Genomic DNA, 12124 nt, shown 5'->3' with positions numbered 1-12124 from the left:
GCCCTGCCGAGCGCGGCGAGGCGGGCGCATGAGCACCCAAGAGGCCACGGAGGTACGGGAGTTCTGGCAGTCCCTGGGCCTGCCCGGACTGGTCGACGTGCACACCCACTTCATGCCGAAGAACGTCCTCGACAAGGTGTGGGCCTACTTCGACGCGGCCGGCCCGCTGGTGAACCGCGCCTGGCCGATCACCTACCGGGAGGCCGAGGACCAACGCGTCCAGCGGCTGCGGGACTTCGGCGTCCGGGCGTTCACGTCCATGCTCTACCCGCACAAGCCGGGCATGGCGAGCTGGCTGAACGCCTGGGCCGCCGACTTCGCCGCCCGCACCCCGGACTGCCTGCACACCGCGACCTTCTTTCCCGAACCCGGGGCGGCCGGTTACGTGGCGCGGGCGATCGAGGACGGCGCCCGGGTGTTCAAGGCGCACCTCCAGGTCGGCGGCTACGACCCGACGGACGCCCGGCTGGACGAGGTCTGGGGCCTGCTCGCGGAAACCGGCGCCCCAGTGGTCACCCACTGCGGATCCGGCCCGGTGCCGGGCAAGTTCACCGGCCCGGGGCCGATCGGCGCGGTGCTGGACCGGCACCCCCGTCTGGTCCTGGTGGTCGCCCACCTCGGCATGTCCGAGTACCGAGACTTCCTCGACCTGGCCGAGCGCCACCCGGCCGTCCGGCTGGACACCACCATGGCGTTCACCGACTTCGCCGAGGCCGACGCCCCGTTCCCGCGCGACGAACTGCCGCGCCTGCGCGGGCTGCGCGAGCGCATCCTGCTGGGCAGCGACTTCCCCAACATCCCGTACCGGTACGTCCACCAGCTGGAGGCGCTGGCCGGGCTGGGGCTGGGGGAGGAGTGGCTGCGGGCGGTCTGCCACGACAACGCGGCCGTCCTGTTCGAGCTCGGCTGACGAGGTCATTCGGCCTCACCTGACGACGCGCAGCACGCCCACCGCGTCCGCGTGCAGACCGGGCGCGGCGACCAGGAAGCTGTCCGAGTCGGCCGTCCAGGCCGCCCCGGCGGCGTCCGTCACCGCCGCGCCCGCCTCGCTCGCGATCAGTGCTCCGGGCAGCAGGTTGCCCGCGTCCTGCCCGTACTCCCAGAACAGCGCCAGGTGCCCGGAGCCGACCTGGGCCACCTGCAGGGCGGTCGGGCCGAGGTTGCGCACCGCCAGCACCGCGCCCACCATCGCGGACAGCGACTCGCCGGCCCGGCGCAGCGCCACCGGGTCGGCGGCCACCAGCGGCGGCTGGCTGGTGGCGGCCACGGTGGCCGCCAACTCGCGCTCCAGCGGCGCGATCGGCCGACCGTCCAGCTGCGCCCCGCCGCCCAGCACCGCCCGGTAGGTCCGGCCCGCACCGAACAGCTCCGGGGCGTGCACCACGGCCAGCACCGCCGCACCGTCACGCACCAGCGTCGCCGTCACCGCCCAGTGCGGCTGCCCGAGCAGGTACTGCACCGCGCCGTCGGTGGCGTCGCACACCCACCACTCGCCCTCGGCGGGCACCCCGTCCAGCTCCTCCGGCACCCACCCGGCCTGCGGGCGCAGCGCGCTCAGCCGCTCGCGCAGCTCGGCGGCGGCCGGGCCGTCCAGCTCCGCGAACCGCGCCATCGCCTCCTCGGCCGTCCGCTCCGGGGTCGGCTCGGTCGACCGACCGGCCGCCAGCTCGGCGCCGACCCCGCGCACCGCCGCCTCCACGGCCTCCGCCAGGGTCCACAGCTCCACGCCGTACTCCGTCATGTCGTACTCCTCGACTCGATCGCTTCCGCGGGCCGGTCCGTTCCGGCCGAACAGGACAAGGAGTACCGTCAGGGCTGCCGAACAGGACGCTCAAGCGCGGAGAAGCGACGGAGATCGGACATCCATGAATCTCGCCACGACCGATCCGGACACCGTGCTGGACCTCCTCGACCGCCGCCTGGTCTGTGCGCTGCAGCTGGACGGACGGGCCGAGCCCGGCCGGATCGCCGAGGTGCTGGGGGTCTCCGCCCGGACGGTCACCCGCCGGCTGGGCCGGATGCGCCAGGCCGGGGTGCTGCAGGTGGTCCGGATGCCCGACGTCGAGGACGCCGCCGTGGGCGCGCTGCTGCTGCGGGTCCGGGTGCTGCGCGGCCGGGTGGACGCCATCGCCCAGGCGCTGGCCGACCGCTCCGACATCCCCTTCGTCGACGTGATGCTCGGCGGCCACGAGGTCGGCGCCGTGATGATGAGCGACGCCGGTGCCCGCGACCGCCTGCTCTACGGACAGCTGCCCGCGACCGGCGCCGTCACCGAGACCACCACCCACGCCGTTCTGCACGCCTTCGCGGACGCCGGTCAGTGGCAGGCCGGCTGGCTGACCGACGAGGAGGCCGCCGCACTCGCCCGGCCCCCGGCGCCGCGCCCCGCCACGCCCCCGCCGCTGGACGACCTCGACCGCGCCCTGCTGGAACGTCTGGGCGAGGACGCCCGGCAGTCCCACGCCGTGCTGGCCGGAGCGGTCGACGCACCCGAGTCGACCGTACGGCGCCGGCTGCACCGGCTGGACCGGCTCGGGCTGCTGCGCACCCACGCCACCGTGGACCCCCGGTTGCTCGGCATGGCCGTGGACGCCAACCTCTGGCTGGACGTGCCGCCCGGCCGGCTCGCCGAGGTCGGCGCCGAGCTGGCCCGCCACCCCCAGGTGCACGGCGTCTTCGCCACCAGCGGCCCGACCAACCTGCTGGCCACGCTGTTCTGCCCGGACCACGGCGGCCTCTACCGCTTCCTCACTGACACCCTCGGCCCGCTCGGGGTGACCCGCGCCGAGACCACGATCACCGCCCGCGCGGTGAAGCGGGCGGGCGTGCTGCTGCACCGGCCGCGCCGCCCGTGAGCACGCCGCCGCATGGCCTGAGGCGGGGCGGCCGTCAGCGGTCCGGGCCCACCGCGGACCGCAGGAAGCGGTCCGTCTCCGCGTCGGCCGGCAGGAAGGTCTCCAGGGCCAGTTCGGAGACGGTCACGTCCAGCGGTGTGCCGAAGGTCGTGACCGTCGACAGGAAGGACAGCACCCGGCCCTCGTGCCGCAGCCGCAGCGGCAGCGCGACGGGACGGCCGACCTCCCCGACGCCCTCCGCCGGATCAGCCGGGTCCGCCGGGTCGCCGGCCGGCTCGGGGTAGCCGCCGACCTCCTCCCGCAGCCGCCGCAGCGACTCGGTGCCGACCAGCTCCACCTGCTGTTCCAGCCGTTCCAGCAGGTGCCCGCGCCACTGCCGGTGGTTGACGATCCACGGCGCCAGCCCGTCGGGGTGGAGGGCGATCCGGACCGCGTTGAACGGCGGCCGCAGCAGGTGCGGGGCGACGCCGTCGAGCAGCAGGGCGAGCGCGCGGTTGGCCGCCAGCACCCGGAAGTCCCCGTCGACCACCAGCGCCGGGTACGGGTCGTGGGCGGCGAGCAGCCGCTCGATGCCCCCGCGCAGCGCGTCCATCGACGGGTCGTCCAACGGCGTTTCGGGGAAGTGCGGGGCGTACCCGGCCGCGAGCAGCAGGGTGTTGCGCTCGCGCACCGGGATGTCCAGCTGTTCGGCCAGCCGCAGCACCAGCTCCCGGCTCGGGTGGGAGCGGCCGTTCTCGACGAAGCTGAGGTGCCTGGCCGAGCAGTCCGCCCGCAGCGCGAGGTGCTGTTGGCTGAGCTGTCGCCGTTCCCGCCAGCCGCGCAGCAGCGGGCCGACGCCGGTCCCCGTCGGGCTGCCCATGCCCGCCATGATCGTCATGATCGAGGACGGTACTCGAACGGGCCCGGCCCGCGGGAGGGGGCGGTGCGGATCAGACGCCGGTGGACGAGCCCGGGCGGATGACCATCAGCACCACGACCACGGCCCACAGCAGGTTGAACACCCCGGCGGTCATCGGCAGCATCCGCAGGCCGCTGACGGCCTTGGTGCGCTGCTCGTCCTCCGGGGCGAGGCCGAGCGCGTCCACGGCGGCCTGCTGGCCGGGCAGGACGAAGAGCAGCAGCGAGAGCGCGGCGACCGCGGTGAGGATCATCGAGGCGATTAGCCAGGACTGGCCGAGCACGTCCATCACCTGGGCCAGGCCGATGCCCAGCACCGGCACCGCGACGCCGAGCAGGGCGTAGACCTGGGTGATCCGGTGCAGGACGCGCAGCACGCCCGCGTCCGAGGCCTGGTCCGGTCCGCCGGCCAGGGCGGCCTTCGCCCGGCGCGGGAACATGCTGACGGCCACCGCGACCGGGCCTATGAACAGGACCGACGCGAGGACGTGCAGGCTCAGCAGGAACTTGGCCATGGCGGGGCACCCTTTGATCCGGTGGGCAGCTGGGGTCGGCGGGCGTGCGCGGTCGGCGTGCCCACGACCAGGCACGCTAACACCGCTTATTCACCGGCCCCGCGCTCGGGTGCCCTCGCCCGGCCTCGCCCGGCTCAGCCCGCCGGGACCAGCTCCACGATGCGCGGCGGGGCGGTGCTGACGGCCGCGACGGCGGCGCCGTGCTCGGGGTCGGTCCAGTCGAGCAGGTGGAGGTCCTCGAACCGGCTGCGCAGCGGGGCGCCGGGCGGGACGTCCAGCGGCAGGGCGGACATGTCGACCTGCCCGAGGGTGTCCAGGGTGGCCCGTCCGATCTTGATCAGCGACTCCTTTCGCACCCACTGCCGCAGGAACGCCCGGTTCGGCTCCGGGGCGGCCTCGACCAGTGCCAGTTCGGCCGGGGCGAGGACCCGGCGGGCGACCGCGCCCAGCGAGCCGCCCCGGGCGGCCAGCTCGACGTCCACGCCGACGGGCTGGTGGCCCGCCCCGGCCGCGACCACGCCCCGGGTGTGGGACAGGCTCACCTGCACCCCGGGGTGGTCCGGCAGGTAGGGCTTGCCGTGGTCGGCCAGGCCGCAGTCCGGGCACTCCTGGGCGAGGACCAGCCCGGCCGCCGGAACGCCGAGCAGCCGGGCGGCGCAGAGCCGGACCAGGACGTGCCCGGCGACGAAGTCGGCCCGTCCGGACTCCTGCCGGAAGCGCGCGGCGCGCGCCCGCTCGATCTCGGTGAGCAGGTGCTCGCCCGCTTCGGGGTGCCGCAGTACGGCGTCGGCGGACGCGACGGCGACGAGCGGCGCGCCCTGCTCCTGGGCCTCGGTGGTCATGCCGTCCAACCTAACCCCTTGGGCTGTTCGAAGGACTTTCGTATCCGATCTGAGGGGCCGTGAGGTGTGAATAGCCCGTTTTGGGGTTGGATGTCCCGAATCTATGAGATTGACAGCTGATAATACGGAACATGGCAGGTCATCCATACCTGCCCTTTTCTATGCGCGGAGGAATTGTCGATGGGTCAGGCCACCGGTTCGCCGGATCACAGAACGACCGCCGTGAGAGGCCGGATACCCCGCGAGCCCCGAGTCGAGCAGCCCGAAGGCCCGTTCCACCGCCGCCTCGACCCGCTCCCGCACCGCCCCGGCCGGTTCCCCGGCGACCATCGCCCGCCGGATCTCGGCGAGCACCGCCCGGTGGGCCCCGGCGACGGCGCCCGCGACCACCCGGGGGAGCGGGTCCTCCGGGTCGGCCCCCGACTCCTCGGCGAGGACGGCCGCCAGCTCCGCCTCGGCGCGCTCGCCGAGTTCCAGCAGTCGGGCCCGCAGTGCCGGGCTGTCCGCGATGATCCGCCAGAACGTGCTCACCTCGGGGTTCAGCCCGACCGTCGGTTCCCCGTCGGCGACGCCCGCCAGCAGGTCGGCCCGTACGGCGTCCATGGCGGAGCTACCGGCCGGCCGCCGTCGGACCACCTCGGCCAGGTGGGCGGCCACTTCGTCCTGCCGGTCGAAGAACAGGTCCTCCTTGGTCGGGAAGTAGTTGAAGACCGTGTTGGGCGAGACCCCGGCGGCCCGGGCCACCTCGACCACGGTGACCTGCTCGAAGCCGCGCTCGGCGAACAGGCCCATGGCGGTGTCGGCCAGGAGCTCCCGGGTCTGCTGCTTCTTGAGTTCGCGAAGTCCCATAGCGGGATCCTACTGCCAAATCATGGTGTCACTTAAAACTTGCAGTGACACCAAAAATATCCGCTACGGTGTCCGCATGACTTTCACCTTCGGCATCTACCCCGGCGGGTCGCTCGGCGACGAGACCGGCCTGATCGAGCCGGTTCGCCCCGACGATCCCGCCCGGATCACCGCCGCACTGCGCGAACTCCAGGGCGACGAACCGGAGTTCCTGGTCCGCGCCTACCGCTCGTACGCGGCTGACGAGCACCGCACCCCGAAGCGGCCCGAGCAGTACGCGACGGACGGGAGGAAGCTTGAGCTGGTGCTGCAATTCGGCGTCCGCAGCGGCGAGTTGGACGGCTGGACGGACTACGTCCGGCAGGTCGTCCGGACCGAGGGTCCCCGCCTCGCCGTCGTGCAGATCTGCGAGGAGCCCAACCTGGACCTCCCCGTCCTGGACGGCAGCATCCCGAACGTGCGCCGGGCGCTGGTCGAGGGCGTCATCGCAGCCAAAGAGGAGGCGCTGGCCTGCGGTTACGACGGTCTCGCGGTCGGCTTCAACGCGGTGCCGTCCTTCGACCCGGCCGACACCTTCTGGCCGGAGCTCGGAAAGCTCGCCGACGAGCGCTTCCACGGCGCCCTGGACTACGTGGGCCTGGACTTCTTCCCGGACGTCTTCCGCCCCGTCCCGGGCGGCCGACTCGCGGAAGCCGTGCGGGCGGTGGTCACCGGGTTCCGCGACGACGCGCTGCCCCGGGCCGGGATCGGCCCGGCGGTTCCGCTGCGGATCTGCGAGAACGGCTGGCCCACCGGCCCGGGGCGGAGCGAGGAGCGACAGGCCGAGGTGGTGGAACAGGTGGTCCGGGCGGTGGCCGAACTGGCCGACCGGCTCGCCGTCCGTAGCTACTCGTTCTTCGCCCTCAGGGACGCCGACAGTGCCGGTCCGGGGCTGTTCCACCACTTCGGCCTGCTGCGGGACGACTACACGCCCAAGCCCGCCTTCGACGTCTACCGCAAGCTGGTCGGCGAACTGACGGTTCGTTAGTCCACTGGCGGTGCGAGGGGCCCGCGCGCTCGCTCCCCCGTCGTCCGGTTACGTCACCTCGCCCCGGCGGGAGAAGCGCTCATCCCGCCACTCGCCGCTCGCCAGCACCTCGGCCAGCTGCCGGGCCGCGTCCCACACCTCGGTGTACGAGAGGTAGAGCGGAGTGAAGCCGAAGCGCATCAGGTCCGGCGCGCGGAAGTCCCCGATCACCCCGCGCGCGATCAGGGCCTGCACCACCGGGTAGCCGTCCGCGTGCCGCAGCGCGACCTGGCTGCCGCGCCGGGCGTGCTCGCGCGGGGTCACCACCTCGACCCCGTCCAGGTCCTCGACCAGCGAGATGAACAGGTCGGTCAGAGCCAGGCTCTTCGCCCGTACGGCGGCCAGGTCGGCGCGCTCCCAGATGTCCAGCGAGGCGCCCAGGGCGGCCTGGCCGAGCAGCGAGGGCGAGCTGGTCAGGAAGCGGCCGATGCCCGGCTTCGGGTCGTACCCGGGCTCGAAGGCGAACGGGCGGGCGTGCCCGAACCAGCCGCTCAGCGGCTGCCGCGGACCGGCCGCCAGGTGCCGTGCGGCGACGTACAGGAAGGCCGGTGCGCCGGGGCCGGAGTTCAGGTATTTGTAGGTGCAGCCGATCGCGAAGTCCGCGTTCGCGGCGCCGAGTTCGATCGGCAGCGCGCCGACCGAGTGGCACACGTCCCAGATCATCAGGGCGCCCGCGGCCTGCACCCGGGCGGTGATCCCGGGCATGTCCAGCAGCTCGCCGGTGCGGTAGTCCACGTGCGACAGGACCACCGCGGCGACGTCGCCGTCCAGGTGCCCGTCCAGCTCCTCGGGGCGGATCAGCACGCTGCGCCCGCCCTCGACCAGACCGGTCACGCCCTCGGCGATGTACAGGTCGGTGGGGAAGGCCTCGACGTCACCGAGCACGGTGCGCCGCCCCGGGCGCAGCTCCAGCGCCGCCGAGAGCACCTTGAACAGGTTCACCGAGGTGGTGTCGCAGACGACCACCTCCGCCGGATCGGCCCCGATCAGCGGCGCGATCCGCCGCCCCAACCGGTACGGCTGCTCGAACCAGCCGGCGTCGTTCCAGCTGCGGATCAGCTCCCGGCCCCACTCCTGCTCGACCACCTGCGCCACCCGCTCCGGCGTGCGCACCGGCAGCGCGCCCAGCGAGTTGCCGTCCAGATAGATCACCCCGTCCGGCAGGGCGAACTCCTTGCGGAACGCCGCCAGCGGGTCGACGGCGTCCAGCGCCGCGCACTCCTCGCGCGTGATCATGCCCGTTCTCTCCTCCGCCACCGACTCGGTCACAGCTCGTCCCTGATCGTCCACAGCTCCGGGAACACGTCCTGCTCGGCCGCCTTGCGCAGCCAGGTCAGCCCGCTGGAACCGCCCGAGCCGGGCTTGGCGCCCATGGTCCGCTTGACCGAGCTCAGGTGGCGCTGGCGCCAGCGGGTGACCCGCTCGGCCACGTCCAGCAGCGCCTCGCCGAGCGGCTGCAGGGCCGCGAACTCCGGCTCGGTGTACACCCGGCGCCAGGCCGCCGCGACCTCCTCGGACGGGCGGTAGCGCTGCTCCGAGGGCTCCGCGTGCACGGCCAGGCCGCGCCGGGCCAGCAGGCCGAGCACCTCGTCGTACAGGCCGGGGGAGCGCAGCGCCTCGGTCAGCTCGGCCTGCGTCTCGGGCATCCCGTCGTACATGTTCAGCAGCGCGGCGTTCTTGTTGCCGAGCAGGAACTCCAGGTGCAGGAAGGCCGAGGACTGGAAGCCGGAGGCCTCGCCGAACAGCGAGCGGAAGGAGTTGAACTCCTGCGGGGTCATGGTGGCCAGCAGGTCCCAGGACTCCACCAGCACGTCCTGAACGTGGGTGCCGCGGCGCAGCGCGGCCAGCGCGGCGGTGAGGTCGTCCTCGCGCAGCGCCTGCCGGGCCGTCGTCCACTCGTGCCGCAGCAGGTCGAAGAGCAGCTCCATCACCTGCGTGGTGACGATGAACGACAGCTCGGCCGGCTCCTTGCTGCGCGGGTGCTGGAGGCTGTGCAGCTCCTCCAGACGCACGTACTGCGCGTACGGGGTGCCCCGACCCGGCTGGCCGCCCCTACCGAACGACAGGTTGGGTGTCTCCACCGTGTCGTGCCCCATCCCGATTCCTCCTGGTCCGTCCGGGCCTCGTCGCCCGGGGCCGGCGGAGCGGACGGACGTCCTGGTTCCACCGGGGTGCCCATTGTGCGGCGGTGGCACGTCCCGCTTGAATGGTCGACGGGCACCGTAAGCGCGTTTCGACCTGTCGTTCGCGAGGCATTCGGTCGATCCGCTTTACGAATGAAAAACCGCTGATCACAACCGCTCCGGGGAGCCGTCATGGACGCCGTCGACCGCCGCCTGCTGGCCGAGCTGCAGGCCGACGCCAGGCTCTCGTACAACGAACTCTCCCGCCGGGTGAGCCTGTCCGCACCCGCGGTGGCCGAACGGGTCCGCCGCCTGGAGGCGGACGGGGTGATCAGCGGCTACCACGCCCACGTCGACCCCACTCGGGCCGGGCTGCCGATCACCGCGCTGGTCCAGGTCCAGTGCTACGGCCCGCGCTGCGTGCTGCGCGACCCCGATGTGGCGACCTGGCCGGAGGTGCTCCAGCTGCACCGGGTCACCGGCGGGGCCTGCTGCGTGCTGCTGGTCGCGGTGGCCACGATGGCCGAGTTCGAGGCGCTCTGCGATCGGCTCGGCGGCTACGGCCCGCCGGCCAGCTCGATGATCCTCTCCAGCCCGGTGCCCTGGCGGCCGCTGCTGCCGAGCTGACGGCCGCCTGCCGGGAACCGGCGGCCGACGGCCGGCGGCTGGCCTTGACGTGGACGTCAAGGAGTAGGTTCCTCGGCATGCCGAACGAGCGCCACATCCTGCTGCTGCCCGGGAGTCTGCGGGCCGGTTCCGCCAATGAGGCCGTGCTGCGCACCGCCGCCGCGGTGGCCGGCGACCTGCCGGGCGTCCGGACCACGTACTACGCCGGGCTGGCCGGGCTCCCGCACTTCAACCCGGACCACGACACCGACCCGCTGCCGGAGCCGGTGGCCGGGCTGCGGGCGGCGATCGAGGCGGCCGACGCGCTGCTGTTCTGCACCCCCGAGTACGCCGGGACGCTGCCGGGCTCGTTCAAGAACCTGCTGGACTGGACGGTCGGCGGGGTCGAGATCTCGGACAAGCCCGCGGCCTGGATCAACTGCGCCGCCCCGGGCCGCGGCCAGGGCGCCGAGGCCACCCTGGGCACCGTCCTCGGCTACACCGGCGCGGCCGTGCTGGCGGAGGCCTGCGTCCGGATCCCGCTGGAGCGCGGCGCGGTCGGCGCGGACGGGCTGGTCGCCGACCCGCTGGTGCGCGAGCGGATCGGCGAGGTGCTGGCCTGCCTGGCCGCGGCCTGACCACCGGCGGGCCGATCCGGCGGGCCGATCCCGCGGGCTCAGTGCGCTACGGGCAGGTGAGCCCCCAGCCCGGCCAGCCCCTCCAGGAAGAGTTCCACGCCGACGGCCGCCAGCAGCAGCCCGAGCAGCGGGGACGGCACCTCCAGCGAGGTGCTGTGGGTGCGCCGCATCAGCGGCGCGAGCACGGCCACGCAGAGGTAGTCCGCGGTCGGGCGTGGCGTTAGTCTCCCCCATCCGCCCGTTCATTCCTGGCCACGGGCGAATTCGCCCGGATGGCGGTCCCGGCTCGAACGGGTGGGCGCTCTCGGGTGCCATGGAGGTACGTACGACCACACCTTGGCGGTACGGCCACTCCGTGGCGGAAACGAGGATGCGACATGTGCCTGAACCGTAAGGACCTGGGCCTGCTGGCCCTGCGCAGCGCGGTCGGCGGGGTGCTGATCGCGCACGGCACCCAGAAGCTGTTCGGCTGGTTCGGTGGTGGCGGCCTGGAGGGCACCACCCAGGCGATGGACCACATGGGCTTCCACCCGGCCCGGGAGAGCGCCATCGCGGCGGGCGTCGGCGAGGCGGGCGGCGGGGCGCTGCTGGTGGCCGGGCTGGCCACCCCGGCGGCCGGCGCGGTGGTGGCCGGGACGATGGCCGGCGCGGTGGCGGTGCACGCCCCGGCGGGCTTCTTCGCGATGTCCGGTGGCTACGAGTACCCGGCCTTCCTCGGTGCGACCGGCCTGGCGATCGGCCTGGCCGGCCCGGGGCGGTACTCGCTGGACCACCTGACCGGGCACGTCTTCGACCGGTCGTGGGTCGGTGTGCTGGCCTTCGTGGCGAGTGCGGCGGGCGCGTACGGCGCGGTGGCGCGGCGCCGCCACCTGGTGCGGCTGCGCGAGGAGCGGGCGGCGGTGGAGGCCGACGCGCAGGAGGGTTCCGGGCTGTCCTAGCGTCCTGAGTCACCCGGAGGCAGCACCCCTGCTGGCGGGGGCGGCGGGCGGCTCGGAGGGTGGGCGGGGAGGTGTGCCGGGCAGCCCGGCACCGGGAAGGAACGAGGACCGCATGGACCGCCAGCCGCTCACCCGAGCCGCCTCCGGGCCGCGCCCCACCGCGCAGCGCCCGACCCGGCTGACGAAGCGTCATCATCGCTTGGCGGCAGCGGTGTTGGCCGCCGCCGCGCTGGGTTCGGCGGTGCTGGCCGGCTGCTCCTCCGGGAAGAGCGCGAGCAGCTCGGCCTCCTCGGCGGCCGGGGAGGCGCAGAAGCTGGCGAGCGCCGCCGCCTCCGCCGCGTCGGAGCTGGCCTCGGCGGCCGGCGGAGTGGGCGGGGCGATCGCCTCGGCGGAGGCCGCGGCCTCGTCGGCGATCTCGGCGGCCTCCTCGGCCGTCGCCGGGATCAAGGGCGGGCTGGACGCCAAGGGGGACGTGTCCGTCGGGGCGGTGTCGACCGGCTCGGACGGCAAGGCCCAGGTGCAGCTGACCGTCACCAACCACGGGCAGCAGTCGTACCGGTACGTGATCCAGGTGAACTTCACCGACGAGGGCGGCAAGCTGCTGGACGCGACCGCGGTGACCGTCCAGGACGTGGCCGCGGGCCAGAGCGCCCAGGCCGTCGCGCACGCCAACCGCGACCTCTCGGGCACGGTCAAGGCCGAGGTGGCCAACGCCGTCCGCTACTGAACCCTCGCGGCTCGGGCCCGGTTCGGGGCGGGAGTGAGGGTGGGGGGAGGACGGGGCGGGGCGGGTGC

15 protein-coding genes are annotated in these 12124 nt (G+C 73.8%); 7 read left to right on the top strand and 8 right to left on the bottom strand.

Going from position 1 to position 12124, the window contains the following annotated elements; translation table 11 throughout:
* Positions 1-28 precede the first annotated feature (28 nt).
* The gene (locus tag ACIG5E_RS21045) at positions 29-910 is read left to right on the top strand and encodes an amidohydrolase family protein (protein WP_396535422.1); all 882 of its coding nucleotides are present in this window, start codon (positions 29-31) and stop codon (positions 908-910) included.
* Positions 911-925: 15 nt separating this feature from the next.
* Here the strand turns inward: ACIG5E_RS21045 and ACIG5E_RS21040 are convergent, their stop codons facing one another.
* Positions 926-1741 carry an inositol monophosphatase family protein gene (locus ACIG5E_RS21040; protein ID WP_396535419.1) on the bottom strand — a complete coding sequence of 272 codons (816 nt, stop codon included), beginning with the start codon at positions 1739-1741 and terminating at the stop codon, positions 926-928.
* Positions 1742-1865: 124 nt separating this feature from the next.
* Between ACIG5E_RS21040 and ACIG5E_RS21035 the strand changes: the two genes are divergently transcribed.
* Positions 1866-2855 (top strand): Lrp/AsnC family transcriptional regulator, encoded by a 990-nt coding sequence (locus ACIG5E_RS21035; RefSeq protein WP_396535417.1) that lies wholly within the window; start codon positions 1866-1868, stop codon positions 2853-2855.
* Positions 2856-2889: 34 nt separating this feature from the next.
* Here the strand turns inward: ACIG5E_RS21035 and ACIG5E_RS21030 are convergent, their stop codons facing one another.
* The 4 genes from ACIG5E_RS21030 to ACIG5E_RS21015 form a co-directional block, all read right to left on the bottom strand.
* Positions 2890-3732: a helix-turn-helix domain-containing protein gene (locus ACIG5E_RS21030; RefSeq protein WP_396535415.1), complete on the bottom strand. Its 843-nt coding sequence runs from the start codon at positions 3730-3732 to the stop codon at positions 2890-2892.
* 52 nt (positions 3733-3784) lie between these two features.
* The gene (locus ACIG5E_RS21025) at positions 3785-4267 is read right to left on the bottom strand and encodes a DUF2269 family protein (protein WP_396535413.1); all 483 of its coding nucleotides are present in this window, start codon (positions 4265-4267) and stop codon (positions 3785-3787) included.
* Between the two features lie 134 nt (positions 4268-4401).
* Positions 4402-5109 carry a 4'-phosphopantetheinyl transferase family protein gene (locus ACIG5E_RS21020; protein WP_396535411.1) on the bottom strand — a complete coding sequence of 236 codons (708 nt, stop codon included), beginning with the start codon at positions 5107-5109 and terminating at the stop codon, positions 4402-4404.
* 159 nt (positions 5110-5268) lie between these two features.
* Entirely contained in the window at positions 5269-5958 is a 690-nt protein-coding gene (locus ACIG5E_RS21015) for a TetR family transcriptional regulator (RefSeq protein WP_396535409.1), read from the bottom strand.
* 76 nt (positions 5959-6034) lie between these two features.
* On the opposite strand from ACIG5E_RS21015, the gene ACIG5E_RS21010 reads away from it, so the two are divergent.
* On the top strand, positions 6035-6985 hold the full coding sequence (locus ACIG5E_RS21010; protein ID WP_396535407.1) for a hypothetical protein: 951 nt from the start codon (positions 6035-6037) through the stop codon (positions 6983-6985).
* A 48-nt stretch (positions 6986-7033) separates the two neighbouring features.
* Here ACIG5E_RS21010 and kynU read toward each other — a convergent pair whose 3' ends face one another.
* A complete protein-coding gene (gene kynU / locus ACIG5E_RS21005) occupies positions 7034-8260 on the bottom strand; it encodes a kynureninase (RefSeq protein ID WP_396535405.1) in 1227 nt (408 codons plus the stop codon).
* Positions 8261-8289: 29 nt separating this feature from the next.
* The gene (locus ACIG5E_RS21000) at positions 8290-9120 is read right to left on the bottom strand and encodes a tryptophan 2,3-dioxygenase (protein WP_396535403.1); all 831 of its coding nucleotides are present in this window, start codon (positions 9118-9120) and stop codon (positions 8290-8292) included.
* Positions 9121-9339: 219 nt separating this feature from the next.
* Between ACIG5E_RS21000 and ACIG5E_RS20995 the strand changes: the two genes are divergently transcribed.
* Positions 9340-9774 (top strand): Lrp/AsnC family transcriptional regulator, encoded by a 435-nt coding sequence (locus ACIG5E_RS20995; protein WP_396535401.1) that lies wholly within the window; start codon positions 9340-9342, stop codon positions 9772-9774.
* A 77-nt stretch (positions 9775-9851) separates the two neighbouring features.
* A complete protein-coding gene (locus ACIG5E_RS20990; RefSeq protein WP_396535399.1) occupies positions 9852-10391 on the top strand; it encodes an NADPH-dependent FMN reductase in 540 nt (179 codons plus the stop codon).
* Between the two features lie 38 nt (positions 10392-10429).
* Here the strand turns inward: ACIG5E_RS20990 and ACIG5E_RS20985 are convergent, their stop codons facing one another.
* Positions 10430-10582: a hypothetical protein gene (locus tag ACIG5E_RS20985; RefSeq protein WP_396535397.1), complete on the bottom strand. Its 153-nt coding sequence runs from the start codon at positions 10580-10582 to the stop codon at positions 10430-10432.
* A gap of 186 nt (positions 10583-10768) precedes the next feature.
* On the opposite strand from ACIG5E_RS20985, the gene ACIG5E_RS20980 reads away from it, so the two are divergent.
* Complete coding sequence (locus ACIG5E_RS20980; RefSeq protein WP_396535395.1) at positions 10769-11329, top strand: DoxX family protein; 561 nt, start codon at positions 10769-10771, stop codon at positions 11327-11329.
* Between the two features lie 112 nt (positions 11330-11441).
* Positions 11442-12056 carry an FxLYD domain-containing protein gene (locus ACIG5E_RS20975; RefSeq protein ID WP_396535393.1) on the top strand — a complete coding sequence of 205 codons (615 nt, stop codon included), beginning with the start codon at positions 11442-11444 and terminating at the stop codon, positions 12054-12056.
* Positions 12057-12124: the final 68 nt, after the last annotated feature.

Origin of the sequence: Kitasatospora sp. NPDC053057, from assembly GCF_044546945.1 — a bacterium.
Lineage (GTDB): Bacteria > Actinomycetota > Actinomycetes > Streptomycetales > Streptomycetaceae > Kitasatospora.
The sequence above is the reverse complement of the archived record's forward strand: the minus strand, read 5'-3'. Positions and strand labels throughout refer to the sequence as shown.